Here is an 18,099-nt window from a genome sequence, read left to right on the forward strand (position 1 = left end):
CTGCAGGCCGACCATGCGACTCGCGCTCGTGCTGATGGGCGGCGGCGCACGCGCCGCGTATCAGGTCGGCGTGCTCAAGGCGCTGGCCGAGATCGCGCGCGAGGCCGATCCGCTCCGGCATACGACGCCGTTCGCGGTGGTCTGCGGGTCGTCGGCCGGCGCGATCAATGCGACGTCGATCGCGAGCCACGCCGACGATTTCTCGCACGGCGTGCGGCGCCTGCTCGAGTTCTGGGAGCCGCTGCGCGCCGACTACGTGTATCGCACCGACTGGCTCGGCATCGCGGCGGCGGGCGCGCGCTGGCTCGCGACGATGACGTTCGGCTGGGCGGCGCGCCGCTCGCCGCGCGGGCTGCTCGACAACGCGCCGCTCGCGCACCTGCTGCAGCGCGAGCTGAGCTTCCACCGGATCGAGCAGATGCTCGAGAGCCGGCTGCTGCATGCGCTGTCGATCACCGCGCTGAGCTACTCGAGCGGCCGCCATCTGACCTTCTACCAGGCCGCCGAGCCGATCCAGGCATGGCGGCGCGCGCAGCGCACCGCGCGACTCGTCGATCTGTCGGCGTCGCACCTGCTCGCGTCGTCGGCGATTCCGTTCGTGTTCCCCGCGGTGCCGCTCGTGCTCGACGGCCAGATCGAATACTTCGGCGACGGTTCGATCCGGCAGGTCGCGCCGCTGTCGCCGGCGATCCACTTCGGCGCGGACCGGATCGTCGTGATCGGCGCGGCGGATCCGCGGCCGGAAATCCCGGCGCCGAACGGCTCGGGGCTGGTGCGCGGCTATCCGACGCTCGCGCAGATCGGCCAGCAGGTGCTCGCCAGCGTGTTTCTCGACTCGATCGGCTCGGACATCGAACGCATCGAGCACATCAACCGGATGATCGAGCACCTGCCGCACCAGGTCGAACTGGACAGCGGCTGGCGGCACGTCGACGTGCTCGCGATCGCGCCGTCCGAGCGCATCGAGCTGATCGCCGCGAAGCACCTGAAGCAGATGCCGGTGACGATGCGCGGGCTGCTCGGCGCGGTCGGCGGCAGCCAGCCGGCCGGCGCGTCGTTCGCGAGCTATCTGCTGTTCGAGGAGGCGTTCACGCGCGAACTGATCGAACTCGGCTACCGCGACGGCCGCGCGCAGCGCGACACGCTGGCCGCATGGATCGCGGGCGCCGACGGCGGCAGCGCGGCGGTGCCCGGCGCCCGGTCCGAAGACGGTCGGCCGGCTGGTGAAATGCGGGTCTGATGCGATGCCGCGCGGCTCGACGCGGCGCGACCGCGCGAGGCCGGTGACGTCGAGCACAGTCGCCCCACCGTTTTCCAGCTGCGCGGCGACTGCGAGCAGTGCGCCGGCGCAGGCGCCCGTTGTGTTTCGCGACGCGCGCCCCGCGACCGTTCGTCGCACCGCCATTGGCGGCGCGCGACCGGGCGGGCGTCTCGGAACCGTCATGCCCGCGTGCTATCATGGCCGCCGCCGTATACACCATATCGAGCAGTCTGCTTGCCGGCCGCTGTGCGCGATTCCGCCTGGAGCCGCGTCGCGCCGGGCAGGTTCGCCAACGGGCCGGCTTGCGCCGGCCACCACATCGGGCACGCGCAGCCGGTTCCGTTCGAACGGAGCGGGGCCGCGGCGTGCTTCAGGGCGGCAGCGCGGCCGCCCGGCTGCCGGACGTGGAATCTGCGTCCGGGGGCCGGTTTCCCGCGTAAAATTAGAGTCTTGGCTGCAAAAAGCGCGTTCGCGCGCCGCTGCGGCAACAGTCACGTTTAGAGAAGTCGCATTGCGCAGAACAGGGGTGGGACCATCATGAACACCATGCTTTATCCGGAACTTTACAGGTCGCTCGAGGCAGTCCGCTGGGACATGGAGAAGGACATTCCGTGGGACAAGTTCGACGCATCGCTGCTCACCGACGAGCAGGCGAAGACGATCAAGATGAACGCGATCACCGAATGGTCGGCGCTGCCCGCGACCGAAATGTTCCTGCGCGACAACCAGCACGACAGCGATTTTTCCGCATTCATGAGCGTGTGGTTCTTCGAAGAGCAGAAGCATTCGCTGGTGCTGATGGAATACCTGCGCCGCTTCCGGCCGGAAATGGTGCCGACCGAAGAGGAACTGCACGCGGTGCGCTTCGAGTTCGATCCGGCGCCGCCGCTCGAAACATTGATGCTGCACTTCTGCGGCGAGATCCGCCTGAATCACTGGTATCGCTGCGCGGCCGACTGGCACACCGAGCCGGTGATCAAGCACATCTACGAAACGATCTCGCGCGATGAAGCGCGCCACGGCGGCGCGTATCTGCGCTACATGAAGAAGGCGCTGAACAACTGCGGCGACGTCGCGCGCGCGGCGTTCGCGAAGATCGGCGTGCTGATGGCGTCGGCGCGCCGCACCGAGAAGCCGCTGCACCCGACCAACCTGCACGTGAACCAGGCGCTGTTCCCGCGCGACACCGTGCAGTCGCGCCTGCCCGATCCGGAATGGCTCGAGCGCTGGCTCGACGAGCAGATCCGCTTCGACGGCGAGTGGGAAAAGAAGGTCGTCGACCGCATCCTGCACAACCTGTCGATCCTGTTCGAGCGCACCTTCGCGACCGCGCAGGAGCTGAACCGCTATCGCAAGGAAGTCACGAACCGCCTGCAAGCCGAAAGCGGCCCGTCGTCGGCCGCGCAGCCGGCCTGAGGCCGCGCGGCGTCGCAGCCGGCGTGATGCTGCGCCGGCCGCGTTCGCCGTCGTTCGACGCATGAAGCCCGCCCGGTGGTCCGGCGGGCTTTTTATCTGGCGCCGCCGCGTTGTGTCGCGACGCGCAGCGTGTGCCGCCCACGCCATCCGACCTTCATCATGCCCGCTACTTTCGAACGCAAGCTGATCACCCGCGACGCGCTGGTCGCCCTGCGCGCCTCGCTGCCTTCGCCCGTCGTCTTCACCAACGGTGTGTTCGACATCCTGCATCGCGGCCACGTCACGTATCTCGCCGATGCGAAGGCGCTCGGCGCCTGCCTGATCGTCGGCGTGAACAGCGATGCGTCGGTGCGCATGCTCGGCAAGGGCGACGATCGCCCGATCAATCGCGACGACGACCGGATGGCGCTGCTCGCGGCGCTGGAGAGCGTCGACTGGGTCGTGAAGTTCGAGGAGAAGACGCCGGTGTCGCTGATCGAGGCCGTCCGTCCGGACATCCTCGTGAAGGGCGGCGACTACGACATGGATGCGCTGCCGGAGTCGGCGCTCGTGCGCGGTTGGGGCGGGCGCGCGCTCGCGATTCCGTTCGAGCACGATCGGTCGACCACGGCGTTGCTGAAGAAGGTGCGCGCGCAGCAGCCTTGAGCCGCCGCGCACCGCACCGTCACGGCGCCGAGGCCGGCAACGGCTCCGCAGTGACGGCCGGCGCGGCGATCGGCGCGCCGATCACCGGCTGATCGGTCGCCTGCGCGAGCGGCGTTGCCCGTAACACCTCCGGATGCACCTGCCGCTCCAGCACGCCCGGTTCGCGCGGGCCGGCCGCCGGCAGCGGCCCGAACACGCCGCGCACCGCGACGAACGCGAGCATGTTGGCGAGAAAGAGAACAGCGATCAGCCAGCGCAGCATCGTCGACACTCCTCTTCATGGTTCAGTCGTTCCGCCGTCCGGCGCAATGCCGTCCGGGGTGCGTCAGTCCCGCGCCGCGCCCTCCGCGGCAATCAGCGCGAGCCCGGACAGAATCAGCCCGTCGTGCCGCGTATGCGGCAGCGTCAGCGCGCGCGCGACGTCGTCCGCCGCGCCGCCCGCCAGCACGAGCCGCACCGGCGCCTGCCACGCGGCGGCGAGATCGCGGCACGCGCGTTCGATCAAACCCGCCTGCGCGTACAGGCAGCCGGCCGACAGCGAGCGCGGCGTGTCGATCTGAAACGGTTCGGCGCGCGCGTCGGCGAGCAGTCCGCTCGCGATGTCGGTGCTCAGCGTCGGCAACTGTGCGGTGTGCGTGCCGAGCGCACGCATCATCAGCGCCCAACCGGGCGCGATCAGCCCGCCGGTGAAGCGGCCGTCCGCGCGCAACGCTTCGAGCGTCGTCGCGGTGCCGAACGTCGCGATCAGCAGGTGCTCGTCCGGGAACGCCGCATGGGCGCCGATCAGGCCGGCCCAGCGATCGCTGCCGAGCTGCTCGGGCGACGTATAGCCGTTCGTCACGCCGCACTGCGCGGCGCGCGCGCGGATCGTCGTGCGCGGCAGCGCCGGCCACTGCGCGTCGAGCAACGCGTCGAGGCGGGCGGCCACGTCGGCGCCCGCGACGTTCGAGATCCACGCGCCTTGCGGATGCGGCAGCGCCGACCAGTCGGGATCGGCGCCGCCGTCGCGCGTATGGCCGAACGCGCCGCTCGCGACGAGCGCGCGCTGCGCGTCGGCGAGCGCCCATTTGATCCGGCTGTTGCCGGCGTCGATCAGCAGATGCGGTGCGCTCATTGCGCTTCGCGCAGCGACACGTCGCCGGCGGCGATCGCCTGCACGCCGTCCGGCGTGTCGAGCAGCAGGCGGCCGGTCGCGTCGATGCCCGTCGCGATGCCGCGCGCGCGCTCGACGCCCTGTTCGAGCAGCACGACCTCGCGTCCCGCATAGGCGTGCAGCGCGTGCCAGCGCGGCACGAATGGCGCCAGCCCGTCGCTCGCGAACTGGGCGAGCGCCGGCGTGAGCGCGTTCAGCGCCGCAGCGAGCGTGTCGGTGAGATTCGCCGATGCGCAAGCCGCGGACAGCGCGGCCGGCGGCAACCCGCTCGCGAGCGCCGCGTCGCGCGCGCGCAGCGCATCGACCTGCGCGGCGACCGCTTGCGCGCCGCGCACGTTGATGCCGAAGCCGATCACGACCGCGGTGGCGTCGTCGGTGTTCCACACCGTCTCGATCAGGATGCCGGCGAGCTTGCCGGCGATGCGCGTGGTGTCGCCTTCGGTGCTGGTCAGCAGCAGGTCGTTCGGCCATTTGAGCGCGACGCGCGTGCCGCCGTCGAGCGGCAGCGTCGCGAGCCCTTCCGCGAGCGCGACGCCGATCGCGATGCTCAGGCCGCTGAGCGCGTCGACGGGGCGCGGCACGATGCAGCCGACCGAGCACAGCAGCGCGTTGCCGGGCTGCGCGAACCACGGACGGCCTTGCCGGCCGCGGCCGGCCGTCTGCTCGAACGCGACGCGCACGAGCGGCGCGGGCAGCGCGTTCGCGGTGCGCGGCAGCGCCTTCAGGCGGTTTGCCAGGTCGGCGTTGGTCGAGCCGGTGGCGGCGACGATGTCGAGCGGCCACGCGCGCGGCGCGGCGTCCAGATGGGCGTCGAGCCGGTTGCGCGCGATGTGCGCGTCGCCGGCTTCGGGCTTGTCGGAGGAGGTCGGGGCGTTCATGGCGCCTATTGTAGCGACAGGGCGCGGCCGCGCGTGCCGGGCGGCGCGTCGGGCGGGTGCCTGCGATTGGCGGTTGCACGCACCCGCCCCGCCATCACGGCGCGATCACCGGATGTTTCAATGCATGCGCTGTTTCGATCCACTGCGCGTGGAACTCGGTCGCGTCGGGCCGCAGCCCCAGCTCGCCGTTGCGATACGCCATCGCGAGCGTCTGCACGGCTTCCGGCAGCTCATGCTCCGCCGCGCGGCGATACAGCGCGAGCGCGCGCGCTTCGTCGCGCGGCACGCCGCTGCCGTCGCGGTACGCGTTCGCGAGCATGAAGTCCGCGGCCGGGATGTCGGCGCGCGCGGCGCGCTCGAACCACTGCGCGGCCCGCGCGGGATCGGCCGCGGTGCCGTAGCCGCTGCGGTAGATCAGCCCGAGGTAGTACGCGGCCGCCGCTTCGCCGTGGCCGGCCGCTTCGCCGAGCAGCGCGCGTGCGCGCGCGTAGTCCTTCGGCAGGTCGCCGCTGCCGAGCAGCAGTGCCTTGCCGAGCGCGAGCTGCGCCCGTCGTGCGGCCGGTGCGTCGGCTTGCCCGTCGGCCCGTGCCGCGGTTTCGAGCCAGTTGCGCCCCTCGTCGCGCAGCCCCGCCTCGCGCGCGTCGACTAGCGCGATGCCGAGCGCAGCCTGCGCGTCGGCCGAGCCGCGGCGCGCGAGCGTGCGCAATTGCGCGAGCGCGTGCGGTTCGACGGCCTGCGCGACCATCGCCTGCCACTCGTCGATCTGCGCGGCGCTCGGCGCCGGGCCGGCCGCGCGCCAGCCGGTCGCCGCGACCACCGCCGCGACGGTCACGGCCGCCGCCGCCAGCAACGCGGCCGGCGGCAGCTTCGCGCGCACGAGACGCCGCACGGCGGCGGGGAAACCGGCCTCGGCCGGTCGCATGGTGCGGATCGGTTGCATCGTGGCTCGCGTCGTCATTGCGTGAGGTCGATCTCGTAGATGGCGAGGTTCTTGCCCGAGCCGTCGTCGGCGGTGACCTGCGTGAGGCCGGTCAGGCCGGCGGCCGTCGCGTCGGCGAGCCGGTTCGGCGCCGACGTGAACCGCACGTGCGCGAGCGAGCTGGCGAGCTTCGTGAAGCGCCAGCTGCGCTGCGCGCCGTCCGCCGCGCGCGTGATCGTGCCGCGCTTCTTGATGAACGCGATCAGCACGTCGCGGTTCGCGTCGGGCGACGCGAAGATCGTCTTGCTGCCGTCGAGGCCCGGGAAGTTGCCGCCGCCGCTCGCGCGGTAGTTGTTGGTCGCGACGATGAACTGCGCGTTCGGGTCGAGCGGCGCGCCCTTGTACGTCAGGTTTCGAATGCGGCTGCCGACCGGCTGCGTGACGTCGATCTCGTAGGCGAGGTCGGCCGACGTGAACATGTCGAAGTTGTAGCCGGGGAAGCTGCTGACGAGCGGCTGCACGGTCGCCTTGGTCGGGTCGATCGTGTTGAAGCGCTTGGCGGCCGTCTCGAGCCAGTTCTTCACGTCGGCGCCGCTCACCTTCACCGCGTACACGGTGTTCGGATACAGATACAGGTCGGCCGCGTTGTTGATCGCGAGCGCGCCCGGCGCGACGTCGGTGTAGTCGCTGCCGCCGCCGAAGCCGCTCTTGAACGGCGCGCTCACCGACAGCACCGGCAGCGACGCGTACTGCGGCAGGTTCGCCTGCACGTAGGTCTTCACGTAGTCGGCCTGCGCCTCGTTGACGATCTGGATCGCGCCCGGATCGCCGACGTCCGCGAAGTACGAGTTCATCCGGTAGTCGGTCGAGCCGATCGGCGTCTTCACGTAGTCGATGGTCGCCTGGTGCTCGGCCGCGATCGCCGCGGACACCGACGGATCGGCCGCGACGTAGCTCTTGTCGGCGTTCTGGATCGGCCGCGCCTCGACGGTGGTCTGCGACTTGTCGACGCTCCAGGTCTTGCCGTCGAACTTCAGCCCGAGCTTGATCACGCCCAGATGCTTGCCCCAGTAGTTCGCCATCACGGTCGGCACGCCGTTGACGGTGCCCTTCACCTTGTCGACGCCCGGCAGGTTGAATTGTGCGACCGTGCTGTTCGCGTCGGGGAACACCTGGTGCGAATGGCCGATCAGCATCGCGTCGATGCCCGGCACGGTCGACAGCCACCAGCTGCCGTTTTCCATCGTCGGCGAATACGCCGTGTTATCGAGCCCGCCGTGCGAGATCGCCACGACCAGATCGGCGCCCTTCGCGCGCATCTCGGGGATGTACTTTTCCGCCGCTTCCTTCAGGCCGGTCGTATAGACCTTGCCGTCGAGCCAGCGCTTGTCCCAGCTCATGATCGCGGGCGGCGTGAAGCCGATGATGCCGACCTTCACCGGCGCGCTGACCGTCTTGCCGTCGGGCGTGACGGCCGTGACCGTGCGCGTGAGGATCGTGTACGGCGTGAACAGCGGCGCGTTGGTCTTCGCGCTGATCACGTTGGCGAGCACCTGCGGGAAGTTCGGCCCCGCGCACTTCTTCTGCTGCGCGGGGGCCGGCAGCCCGTCGACGTCGAACGTGTTGCCGGTGACCTGCGACAGGTACGGCAGCCCGTAGTTGAATTCGTGGTTGCCGATCCCGCCGCCGTCGAATCTGGCGGCGTTCATCACCTTGTAGATCGCGAGCGTCTGGTCGCAGCCGAGCGGCTTCACGAGCGCCTGGTAGTCGGCCAGCGCGGTGCCCTGGATCGTGTCGCCGTTGTCGAGCAGCAGCGAGTTCGGATACTGCGCGCGCGCCTGCGCGATCAGCGTCGACACGCGCTCGAAGCCGAGCGAGTTGTCGGCGGCGAGCTTGAAATAGTCGTACGACAGCACGTTGGTGTGCAGGTCGGTCGTTTCGAGCAGCGCGAGCGTCGCCGTCGTGCCGGCGGGCGCCTGGGCCTGCGTTTGCGGCGCCGAAGCGGTGACGTCGTCGCCGCCGCAACCGGCGAGCGCGAACGCGAGGGAGGCGAGCGCGGCGGCGGTGCGCACGCGGCGGCGGGAAAGCGGGGGGAGACGCATCGATTGTCCTGTTCGGGTTCTGTTCTATGGGTCACGCGGTGCGCGGCGCGATGGCGGCGCGGGTGCCGACGGCCTGATGTGCGGCGCGTGAGAGTATCGAAAGGAAACATGACGGAAGAATGAAAGGTGGTGCGCCGCAGGCAGCGCTCGCCGCGCTGCCGCCGCGGCAATGCGCCGCCGCACGGGCGTGGGATGGGCATCGTCACGTCGCGGCGCCGGGCGGTTCGATACAATGGGCGCTGACATTTTTTTGCAAACAACCCGCCCTTGGACATCGACACTCCTCCCGGGCTGTCCGTCGACGCCGGCGAACAGGGCCAGACGGTGCGCCTGTACGGCCAGTGGACCGCGCTCGCGCTCGCCCGCAATCGCGGCGCCATCACGCGCCGCGTCGCGGGCCTCGCGTCCGCGCGCCCGCGCGAATGGGATCTGTCGGGCATCGAGCGGCTCGACCACGTCGGCGGCCAGGCGCTGTGGCGCGTATGGGGCCGCAAGCTGCCGGCCGGCGTCGAGCTGAGCGACACGCAGCGCACCATCTTCGAGCGCATCGAGCGTCTCGACAGCCAGCGCGAGGCGCCCGAGCGCGTCGTGCGCTTCGATCCGGTCACGCGCCTCGGGCTGGCGATCTTCACGTTCGGCGAGCATCTGCAGGGCGGCATCGCGATGTTCGGCCGCGTGATCCTCGACGCGCTGTCGGTGCTGCGCCGGCCGCAGACGATGCCGTGGAAGGAAACCTCGGCGAACATCTACAGCGCCGGCGCGCAGGCGCTGCCGATCACCGCGCTGGTCGCGTTCCTGATCGGCATCGTGCTCAGCTATCTGTCCGCGCAGCAACTGCAGATGTTCGGCGCGAACCGCTACATCGTGAACATCCTCGGGCTGTCGGTGATCCGCGAGCTCGGCCCCGTGTTGTCGGCGATCCTGGTCGCGGGCCGCTCGGGCTCGGCGATCACCGCGCGGATCGGCGTGATGCGCGTGACCGAGGAGCTCGACGCGATGCGCGTGATGGGCATCCCGCACGGGCTGCGGCTGGTGCTGCCGCGCGTGCTGGCGCTTGGCGTCGCGATGCCGCTGCTGGTGATGTGGACCAACATCATCGCGCTGACCGGCGGCGCGCTCGCCGCGAAGTTCGTGCTCGCGATCGACTTCAACTATTTCGTGCGTTCGCTGCCGGGCGTCGTGCCGATCGCGAACCTGTACATCGGCGTCGGCAAGGGCGTCGTGTTCGGGATGCTGATCGCGCTGGTCGCCTGTCATTTCGGCTTCCGGATCAAGGCGAACTCGCAGAGCCTCGGCGAAGGCACGACGACGTCGGTCGTCACGTCGATCACGGTCGTGATCCTCGCCGACGCGGTGTTCGCGATCCTGTTTCAGAACGTGGGGCTCGGATGAGCACGTCTGACCATCCCGCCGCGCAGCCCGCGGCAGCCGGCGCGGGCGCGGCCGGCGCACCCGGCGGCGAGCTCGTGATCGAGGTGCGCAACCTCACCAAGCGCTACGGGCGCAACATCGTCCACCAGAAGCTCGACTTCGACGTACGGCGCGGCGAGATCGTCGCGATCGTCGGCGGCTCCGGCTCGGGCAAGACGACGCTGGTGCGGCAGATCCTCGGCCTCGAGCGGCCGACGTCGGGCACGATCAAGGTGTTCGGCGAGGATACGTCGACGATCGACGAAGCGAGCGCGCGGCTGATGCGCACGCGCTCGGGGATGCTGTTCCAGCAAGGCGCGCTGTTCTCGTCGATGACGGTGTTCGACAACATCGCGCAGCCGCTGCGCGAGCTCGGCCGCGTGCCGGCCGACCTGCTGCACGACATCGTGATGCTCAAGCTCGAGATGGTCGGGCTGCCGGGCAAGCATGCGTCGAAGATGCCGGCCGCGCTGTCGGGCGGGATGGTCAAGCGCGTCGGCATCGCGCGCGCGATCGCGCTCGAGCCCGAGCTGCTGTTCCTCGACGAGCCGACGGCCGGCCTCGACCCGCAGGCCTCCGACGAATTCGTCGAGCTGATCGGGACGCTGCACCGCACGCTCGGGCTGACCGTCGTGATGGTTACGCACGACCTCGACACGATGGTCGCGCTGTCGACGCGCGTCGCGGTGCTGGCCGATCGCAAGGTGCTGGTCGCGGCGCCGGTCGAGGAGGCCGCGGGCGTCGATCATCCGTTCATCCACGAATATTTCCTGGGGCTGCGCGGGCGCCGCGCATTGCAGGCGCTGCCGCCCGAGCGGCGCGCGAAGCTGCCGAAGGCGGCCCTCGAACCGGCGCTGTCGAGCGTCGAGCTGTAGACGAACGCATCAAGCAAGGAACCCGCGAATGGAAAACAAATCACACGCGTTCTGGGCCGGCCTGTTCACGATCGCGCTGACGCTGGCGATCGCGGGCACCGTGTTCTGGTTCAACGTCGACCGCACCGTGCGCGTGCCGTACGACCTGCTCGCGCGCACCAACGTGACGGGCCTGTTCCCCGATGCGGCCGTGCGCTTTCGCGGGCTCGACGTCGGCAAGGTGCAGTCGATCGGCTTCGACCGTACGCATCCGGGCCAGATCCGCATCCGGATTCTCGTCGACCACGACGCGCCGATCACGCAGTCCACCTACGGCAGCCTGGGCTTCCAGGGCGTGACGGGCATCGCGTTCGTGCAGCTCGAGGACACCGGCCGCGACCTCGCGCCGCTGCCGTCGTCGTCGAAGTCGATCGCGCAGATTCCGATGCGGCCGAGCCTGTTCGACCAGATCCAGGAGCGCGGCGACGTGCTGCTGCGGCAGCTCGAACAGGCGGCCAAAAGCGCGAACGAGCTGATGTCGCCGGAGATGCGCGCGCAGCTGCTCGCGACGGCCGCGAGCCTGCAGCACGCGGCGGACGGCGCGGCGGCCCTGTCGAAGCAGCTCGAGCCGGCGGTGGCCGCGCTGCCCGACACGATGCATCAGGTCGATCGCGCGATGGCGTCCGCGAACACGCTGCTGCAGCCGAACGGCCCGCTCGTCGCGAACCTGAACAAGGCCGGCTCGGCGGCCGAGCAGGTCGGCGTCGCGCTGAACGACCTGAACGCACGCGTGCAGTACGACACGCTGCCGCGCTTCAACGCGCTGGCGGGCAGCGTCGGCGATGCGTCGCGGCAATTGAAGGACGTCGCGGGTGAACTCGGCCGCAATCCGAGCAGTCTGTTGTTCGGCTCGCCCGGCCCCGCGCCGGGCCCCGGCGAGGCGGGCTTCGTCTGGCCGGGTACGACGGCCGCGAAGTAGCGCGCCGCCATGCGCTGCCGCCCGCTGTAACCCGCCGCCGCGGCCGCCGTCGGTCGGCGGGCCGCGACGCCCGCGCGACGACGTCATCGAAACCGGAAACCTCATGCAGGAACATGCCATGCCACGAATCCTCGAACGCGCGCTGCGCCCGGCCGCGACCGCGCTCGCGCTGCTGACGCTCGCCCTCGCCGCCGGCTGCGCCGGCAACAGTGCGGCGCTGTCGAACGTCCGCTACGACCTCGGGCCGGCCGCGACGGTCGGCTCGACCGGCACGGGCTCGGCGCTGAAGGTGCTCGACATCGCCGCGCCCGACGCGCTCGACTCCGACAAGTTCGTCTACCGCCTCGCGTATGCGGACGCGCAGCGCACGGCCGTCTATCGCGACAGCCGCTGGACCGCGCCGCCCGCGCAACTGCTCACGCAGCGCCTGCGCGCGGCGTTGTCGTCGCGCGGCGCGGTGCTCGAAGGCTCCGACGGCGTGCGCGCGCCGACGCTGAAGGTCGACCTCACCGAGTTCGAGCAGGTGTTCGACGGGCAATCGCAGAGTCACGGCGCCGTCACCGCGCGCGCGACGTTGATGCAGGACGGCAAGGTGCTCGGTCAGCACACGTTCGTCTCGCGCGCGCCGTCGAGCACGCCCGATGCGGCCGGCGGCGCGAGCGCGCTGGCCGCCGCGAGCGATGAGCTGGTCGCGCAGATCGCCGCGTGGGTCGGCGTGCAGGCGTACGCGGGCACGCCGTGACGCGCGCCGCGCCGCCGCGATGAACGCGATACGCATGCCGCGCGCCTCGTCGCTCGCGCTGCAGGCGTTCGCCGCGTACGCGGCGCTCGTCGTCTATGCGTCGCTGTATCCGTTCGAAGGCTGGGTGTCGCTCGGCATCGGGCCGTTCGACTATCTGTTCGCGCCGCTGCAGCGTTACGTGACCGTGTTCGACGTGGCCACCAACGTGCTCGGCTACATGCCGTTCGGCGCGCTCGGCGTGCTCGCGCTGCATCCGCGCTGGCGCGGCGTCGCCGCGACGCTGGTGGTGACGGGGCTCGGCGTGCTGTTGTCGGGGACGATGGAGGCGCTGCAGACCTATCTGCCGACGCGCGTCGCGTCCAATCTCGATCTCGGCGCCAACGCGCTCGGCGCGCTGCTCGGCGCGTCGCTCGCGGCGCCGGCCACCGGCGCGCTGCTCGATCGCGGCGCGTTGCGGCGGCTGCGCTTCGCGTGGTTCGAGGCCGACGGCGCGACGCCGCTGCTGCTCGGCGCGCTGTGGCCGTTCGCGATCCTGTTTCCGTCGCCGTTCCTGTTCGGCATCGGCGACTGGCCGGCCGCGCTGTGGGAGCGCGCGGACCGGTCGATGCAGGACGCGCTGCTCGCCTGGCTGCCGGCCGCATGGCACGTGAGCGAATGGCCCGAGCGCGTGGACGGCTGGCTGTCCGATTCCGGATGGGAAGCCGCGCTCGGCGCGCTGATGCTGTTCGCGGCGCTCGCGATCGCGTCGCTGCCGATGCGCGCGAGCGCGCCGCGCGTGCGGCTGCTGATCGCGTTCGTCGCGGCCACGCTCGCGCTGAAGGCGGCCGCGACCTTCATGCAGTCGAGCACCGGCCTCGTCGTCGTGTGGGCGACGCCCGGCGCGCGGCTCGGCATCGAGCTCGGCTTCGCGGCGGCGCTCGTCGCGCTGCGCGTGCCGCCCGCGTGGCGGGCGCTGCTGGCGGCCGTCGCGCTGCTGGCGGGCGTGGCGCTCGTGAACCTGCTGCCGGTGAACCCGTTCTTCGACTTCACGCTGTCGGGCTGGCGGCAGGGCCGCTACGTGCACTTCAACAGCCTCGCGCGCTGGCTCGCATGGATCTGGCCGTACGCGGCGCTGCTCTGGCTCGGCCAGCGCGTCGAGCATGCGTGGCTGCCGGGGCGGGGGCGGCGCTGACCGGAGCTGACCGGAGCTGATCGGTGCTGACCGGAGCTTGACCGGAGCCGGGTTGGTGCTGCGCCCGGGCGGCGCCGGCTCGCCGCCCGGCGTTCCGGCCGCCGACGCCGCCGCGCGCCGGTCGCTATAATCGAGCGCACCTCCGTTGCAGCTGCGACGGCTCTCGCCCCTCTTTGCGTCCGGCATCGCGCCGGGCCGCTCGTCACCATCATGGATTCCTACTACCAGCACCACGTCTTCTTCTGCCTGAACCAGCGCGAACCGGGCGCCGAGCGTCCGAGCTGCGCGCAATGCGACGCGCAGACCATGCAGGAATACGCGAAAAAGCGCGTGAAGGAACTGGGCCTCGCGGGGCCCGGCAAGGTTCGCATCAACAAGGCCGGCTGCCTCGACCGCTGCGAGGAGGGGCCGGTGATGGTCGTGTATCCGGAAGGCACCTGGTACACGTACGTCGATCAGGCGGACATCGACGAGATCGTCGAATCGCACCTGCGCGACGGCAAGGTCGTCGAGCGCCTGAAGATCTGAGCGGGCGGCCCGGATGAACGTTCATACGCAGAAGTCGCTGATCGCCGGCCCGGTCGGCCAGATCGAAATCGCGGTCGACCTGCCCGACGCCGTGCGCGAGCGCCGCGCCGCGCCGCGCGGCATCGCGCTCGTCGCGCACCCGCATCCGCTGTTCGGCGGCACGATGGACAACAAGGTCGCGCAGACGCTCGCGCGCACGCTGGTCCAGCTGAACTACGTGGTGTACCGGTCGAACTTCCGCGGCGTCGGCGCGACCGAGGGCGTGCACGACAACGGCATCGGCGAGGCCGACGACCTGCTCGCGGTGCTCGCGCACATGCGCGCGCAGCCGGGCCTCGCGGAGCTGCCGCTGGTGCTCGCCGGGTTCTCGTTCGGCACCTTCGTGCTGTCGCATGTCGGCAAGCGGCTGCGCGACGCGGGCGAGGCGATCGAGCGGATGGTGTTCGTCGGCACCGCGGCGAGCCGCTGGCAGGTGGCCGAGGTGCCGGAAAACACGCTCGTGATCCACGGCGAAACCGACGACACCGTGCCGATCGGATCGGTCTACGACTGGGCGCGGCCGCAGGAGCTGCCGGTCGTCGTGATCCCCGGCGCCGAGCATTTCTTCCATCGCAAGCTGCACGTGCTCAAGCGCATCATCGTCGACGCGTGGCGTTGAGCGGTTGAACCGAACCGGCCGCGATGTCTCGCGGCTGGGTTGTCGGGTTCTTGGGTTGCCGTCCGACGGATCGACTGCCCGGTAGTCTTGCGGCTCGACAGAGCGATGGGCAGCCGTACAGTCGTACAGCCGTACAGAGCGAGAGTCCGATAGCTCGATGGCTCGATGGCTCGATGGCTCGATGGCTCGATGGCTCGATGGCTCGATGGCTCGATGGCTCGACGGATCGACGGATCGACGGATCGACGGATCGACGGATCGACAGGGCGACAGCCGGGCAGGGCAATAGAACGACCGCCCGTCTACGAGCCCGCCCCCGCACATCCCCATCCCGCACACCCCCGCCCCGCACCACCCACCCCCGCCGCCACGCTTCGAAATCCGAACGGCCGCGCAACTTGCACGCCGCCTGCACGCGCCTTTCGCGCGGCTTCGACGACGCTTGCCCGCTACGCAGCCGCGCTATCCTGCGCGAGCCGATGTGCGCCGACTTGCCGCCCGACTCGACGCCCGGTTCGCGAAAACGCCGTTCGCGGCCACGTATAATGGCCGCATTTCGCGTCGCCGGCGGCCCGGCTGGCCTATGCGGCGCTCGTTTCTCCGCCGCTGCGCCCGCTCGCGCGCGGCCGCGAACCGAACGCGTCCGCACGAGTCCAACCGCCGCGTTTCGCGCCGTCCGACGCAGTCGGGCGCATGCCCGGAACGCCCGCCGCCTTGCCGTTCAACCGTGCGCATTTCGCGCCGCACTTTCTGCCATCAGCCTGAATCGATCATGCGTCTGTCTTCCCAAGGCCTCAAGTCTCTCGCTTCTTCCATCGCCTTCGGCACCGCCGCGCGCAACGTCGCGCTGGGCGTGATGCTGCCCGTCGCGCTCGCGTCGACGATCGTCGTCGCCGAGGCGAAGCCGGCCGCCAAGGCCCGTGCCGCGCATGCCGCGCCGGCCGCCGCCGAGCAGTCCACCGGCGCGCCCGCGACCTTCATGCCGGGCGCGGTGCCGCCGCCGGGCGTGAACGCGCGCTCGTGGGTGCTCGTCGATGCGACCAGCAACACGGTGCTGGCATCCGGCAACGCCGACGAACGCGTCGAGCCCGCATCGCTCACCAAGCTGATGACGGCCTACCTCGTGTTCGAAGCGCTCGACAAGAAGAAGATCTCGATGGAGCAGATCGTCACGCCGAGCGAGGCGGTGCGCCGCGTCGGCCGCGACGAGTCGCGCATGTTCATCGAGGCGAACAAGCCGGTGTCGGTGCACGACCTCGTCTACGGGATGATCATCCAGTCGGGCAACGACGCGGCGATCGCGCTGGCCGAACTGGTCGGCGGCAGCGAAGGGCAGTTCGTCACGCTGATGAACGACGAGGCGCAGCGCCTCGGCATGAAGGGCACGCACTTCGCCGACGTGAACGGCATGCCCGACCCGAACCACTACACGACGGCCGGCGACCTCGCGAAGCTGTCCGCGCACCTGATCCGCGATTTTCCGCAGTACTACGGGATCTTCTCGGAGAAGGAATTCAAGTACAACAACATCCGCCAGGGCAACCGCAACCGCCTGCTGTGGCTCGATCCGACCGTCGACGGCCTGAAGACCGGCCATACGCAAGCGGCCGGCTACTGCCTGATCGCGTCGGCCAAGCGCGCGATTCCGGGCGTCGACGGCCAGCGCCGCCTCGTGTCGGTGATGATGGGCGAGCCGAAGGAGGGCGACCGCACCGCCGACAGCATGAAGATGCTGAACTACGGCTATAGCGCGTTCGACTCGGTGCGTCTGTTCAAGGGCGGCCAGGCGATGTCGACGCCGCGCATCTACAAGGGCAAGGCCAACACCGTGCAGGTCGGCGTGAAGGGCGACCAGTGGGTGACGGTGCCGCGCGGCTTCGGCGACAAGGTGAAGACGGAAGTCGACGTCAACGCGCCGCTGATCGCGCCGCTCGCCGAAGGCCAGCAGGTCGGCACGGTGAAGATCGTCGCCGACGGCAAGGCGCTGTCGGAATTCCCGGTCGTCGCGCTGCAGGCGGTGCCGGAAGCCGGCATCTTCGGCCGCATCTGGGACTCGATCCTGCTGATGTTCAGCAAGAAGAAGTAAGCGCGACGGGCCTTTGTTTCCACGACTTCATCCCCATCTGATATCGCCATGAGCCAAGCCGAATTCGAACCGATCGTGTACCTCAGCGTGTCGTCGCAGGAGGAGCTGGTGCCGCTGTCGCAAGCGCGCGTGCCGGTGCTCGACCGCGGGTTCATCTTCGGCGACGGCGTGTATGAAGTCGTGCCCGTCTACGCGCACGACGGCGCGCACGTGCCGTTCCGGATCGATCAGCATCTGGAGCGGCTCGCGCGCAGCCTGAAGAAGATCGGCATCGACGATCTGCACGACGCGCCCGGCTGGCGCGCGCTGATCGAGCGCGTGGTCGAGGCGAACGCGCCCGGCCTCGGCGACGGCCATGCGCTCGTCTACCTGCAGGTCACGCGCGGCGTCGCGAAGCGCGGCCATGCGTTCCCGGCGCACGCGGTGCCCACCGTGTTCGCGATGACGAGCCCGCTGCGCCTGCCGTCGGCGGACGAGCGCGCGCGCGGCGTGCGCTGCGTGACGGCCGAGGATCGCCGCTGGCTGCATTGCGACATCAAGTCGATCTCGCTGCTCGGCAACGTGCTGATGGCGCAGCATGCGGCGGAGCGCGACGCGTTCGAGACGATTCAGCTGCGCGACGGCAACGTGACCGAAGGATCGTCGTCGAACGTCTGGATCGTGAAGAACGGCGAGCTGTTCGCGCCGCCGCGCAGCAACAGGATTCTCGAAGGCATCCGCTACGCGCTGCTCGAGCAGCTGGCCGACGAATGCGAGGTGCGGTTCGTCGCGCGCGAGATCAGCGAGGTCGAGCTGCGCGCGGCGGACGAGATCATGCTCACGTCGGCCACGAAGGAAATCCTGCCCGTCACGTCGCTCGACGACCTGCCGGTCCACGGCGGCACGCCGGGGCCCGTATTCGCGGCGTTGTACGATGCGTACCAGCGCGCGAAGGCGCGCGAGTTTGAACAGTTTGACCTAACCCGGAGAAAGTGATGAGCGAACCGACCAAAACCATCGAGGTAACCGGCGCGATCGATGCGCGGAAGGAGTCGCTGCTGGAGTTTCCGTGCGATTTCCCGATCAAGATCATGGGCAAGGCGCACCCGGAGTTCAAGGACACGATCTTCAAGGTCGTGTCCGTGCATGACAACGAGATCGACGTCGAGAAGATCGAGGAGCGCGCATCGAGCGGCGGCAACTACACGGGCCTGACGATCACCGTGCGCGCCACGAGCCAGGCGCAACTCGACGACATCTATCGCGCGCTGACCGGCCATCCGATGGTCAAGGTCGTGCTGTGACGATGCGCGTGCGC

General features: G+C 70.1%; 18 protein-coding genes. 13 read left to right on the forward strand and 5 right to left on the reverse strand.

From position 1 onward, the window contains the following. Positions 1-13: 13 nt before the first annotated feature. The 3 genes from EX20_RS01530 (at position 14) to rfaE2 (ending at position 3,322) form a co-directional block, all read left to right on the forward strand. Complete coding sequence (locus EX20_RS01530; protein ID WP_011886158.1) at positions 14-1,240, forward strand: patatin-like phospholipase family protein; 1,227 nt, start codon at positions 14-16, stop codon at positions 1,238-1,240. Positions 1,241-1,798: 558 nt separating this feature from the next. Continuing rightward, the gene (locus EX20_RS01535; RefSeq protein ID WP_011886157.1) at positions 1,799-2,677 is read left to right on the forward strand and encodes a ferritin family protein; all 879 of its coding nucleotides are present in this window, start codon (positions 1,799-1,801) and stop codon (positions 2,675-2,677) included. Between the two features lie 159 nt (positions 2,678-2,836). After that, positions 2,837-3,322 (forward strand): D-glycero-beta-D-manno-heptose 1-phosphate adenylyltransferase, encoded by a 486-nt coding sequence (gene rfaE2 / locus EX20_RS01540; RefSeq protein ID WP_011886156.1) that lies wholly within the window; start codon positions 2,837-2,839, stop codon positions 3,320-3,322. A 19-nt stretch (positions 3,323-3,341) separates the two neighbouring features. Here rfaE2 and EX20_RS01545 read toward each other — a convergent pair whose 3' ends face one another. The 5 genes from EX20_RS01545 to EX20_RS01565 form a co-directional block, all read right to left on the reverse strand. Beyond that, a complete protein-coding gene (locus EX20_RS01545) occupies positions 3,342-3,584 on the reverse strand; it encodes a hypothetical protein (protein WP_011886155.1) in 243 nt (80 codons plus the stop codon). A 63-nt stretch (positions 3,585-3,647) separates the two neighbouring features. Beyond that, positions 3,648-4,436 carry a type III pantothenate kinase gene (locus EX20_RS01550; protein WP_014723732.1) on the reverse strand — a complete coding sequence of 263 codons (789 nt, stop codon included), beginning with the start codon at positions 4,434-4,436 and terminating at the stop codon, positions 3,648-3,650. Then, positions 4,433-5,353, reverse strand: coding sequence for a biotin--[acetyl-CoA-carboxylase] ligase (locus EX20_RS01555; protein ID WP_014723731.1), 921 nt, complete (start codon positions 5,351-5,353; stop codon positions 4,433-4,435). Before EX20_RS01555 ends, EX20_RS01550 begins: the two co-directional genes overlap by 4 nt. Before the next feature lie 94 nt (positions 5,354-5,447). Continuing rightward, on the reverse strand, positions 5,448-6,293 hold the full coding sequence (locus EX20_RS01560; protein WP_034192575.1) for a tetratricopeptide repeat protein: 846 nt from the start codon (positions 6,291-6,293) through the stop codon (positions 5,448-5,450). Positions 6,294-6,307: 14 nt separating this feature from the next. Beyond that, positions 6,308-8,374 (reverse strand): bifunctional 2',3'-cyclic-nucleotide 2'-phosphodiesterase/3'-nucleotidase, encoded by a 2,067-nt coding sequence (locus tag EX20_RS01565; protein WP_034192528.1) that lies wholly within the window; start codon positions 8,372-8,374, stop codon positions 6,308-6,310. A 267-nt stretch (positions 8,375-8,641) separates the two neighbouring features. Here EX20_RS01565 and EX20_RS01570 point away from each other — a divergent pair, with 267 nt between their 5' ends. The 10 genes from EX20_RS01570 (at position 8,642) to EX20_RS01615 (ending at position 18,085) form a co-directional block, all read left to right on the forward strand. Beyond that, positions 8,642-9,766, forward strand: coding sequence for an MlaE family lipid ABC transporter permease subunit (locus tag EX20_RS01570; RefSeq protein WP_011886150.1), 1,125 nt, complete (start codon positions 8,642-8,644; stop codon positions 9,764-9,766). Continuing rightward, positions 9,763-10,659 (forward strand): ABC transporter ATP-binding protein, encoded by an 897-nt coding sequence (locus tag EX20_RS01575; RefSeq protein ID WP_034192529.1) that lies wholly within the window; start codon positions 9,763-9,765, stop codon positions 10,657-10,659. The genes EX20_RS01570 and EX20_RS01575 overlap by 4 nt, the downstream gene beginning before the upstream one ends. Positions 10,660-10,687: 28 nt before the next feature. After that, the gene (locus EX20_RS01580) at positions 10,688-11,617 is read left to right on the forward strand and encodes an MlaD family protein (protein ID WP_011886148.1); all 930 of its coding nucleotides are present in this window, start codon (positions 10,688-10,690) and stop codon (positions 11,615-11,617) included. A gap of 118 nt (positions 11,618-11,735) precedes the next feature. Then, the gene (locus tag EX20_RS01585; RefSeq protein ID WP_011886147.1) at positions 11,736-12,359 is read left to right on the forward strand and encodes an ABC-type transport auxiliary lipoprotein family protein; all 624 of its coding nucleotides are present in this window, start codon (positions 11,736-11,738) and stop codon (positions 12,357-12,359) included. Between the two features lie 19 nt (positions 12,360-12,378). Next, positions 12,379-13,530 carry a VanZ family protein gene (locus EX20_RS01590; protein WP_034192530.1) on the forward strand — a complete coding sequence of 384 codons (1,152 nt, stop codon included), beginning with the start codon at positions 12,379-12,381 and terminating at the stop codon, positions 13,528-13,530. Positions 13,531-13,740: 210 nt separating this feature from the next. Further along, positions 13,741-14,058 (forward strand): (2Fe-2S) ferredoxin domain-containing protein, encoded by a 318-nt coding sequence (locus EX20_RS01595; protein WP_011886145.1) that lies wholly within the window; start codon positions 13,741-13,743, stop codon positions 14,056-14,058. Between the two features lie 13 nt (positions 14,059-14,071). Continuing rightward, positions 14,072-14,716, forward strand: a complete 645-nt coding sequence (locus EX20_RS01600) for an alpha/beta hydrolase (RefSeq protein ID WP_014723726.1) — start codon at positions 14,072-14,074, stop codon at positions 14,714-14,716. A gap of 772 nt (positions 14,717-15,488) precedes the next feature. Continuing rightward, positions 15,489-16,802, forward strand: a complete 1,314-nt coding sequence (locus EX20_RS01605; protein WP_011886143.1) for a D-alanyl-D-alanine carboxypeptidase family protein — start codon at positions 15,489-15,491, stop codon at positions 16,800-16,802. 48 nt (positions 16,803-16,850) lie between these two features. Further along, positions 16,851-17,777, forward strand: a complete 927-nt coding sequence (locus tag EX20_RS01610) for a D-amino acid aminotransferase (RefSeq protein WP_034192531.1) — start codon at positions 16,851-16,853, stop codon at positions 17,775-17,777. After that, entirely contained in the window at positions 17,777-18,085 is a 309-nt protein-coding gene (locus EX20_RS01615; protein WP_011886141.1) for an HP0495 family protein, read from the forward strand. The genes EX20_RS01610 and EX20_RS01615 overlap by 1 nt, the downstream gene beginning before the upstream one ends. Positions 18,086-18,099 lie beyond the last annotated feature (14 nt).

This window comes from Burkholderia sp. WP42, assembly GCF_000745665.1.
Classification (GTDB): domain Bacteria; phylum Pseudomonadota; class Gammaproteobacteria; order Burkholderiales; family Burkholderiaceae; genus Burkholderia; species Burkholderia vietnamiensis.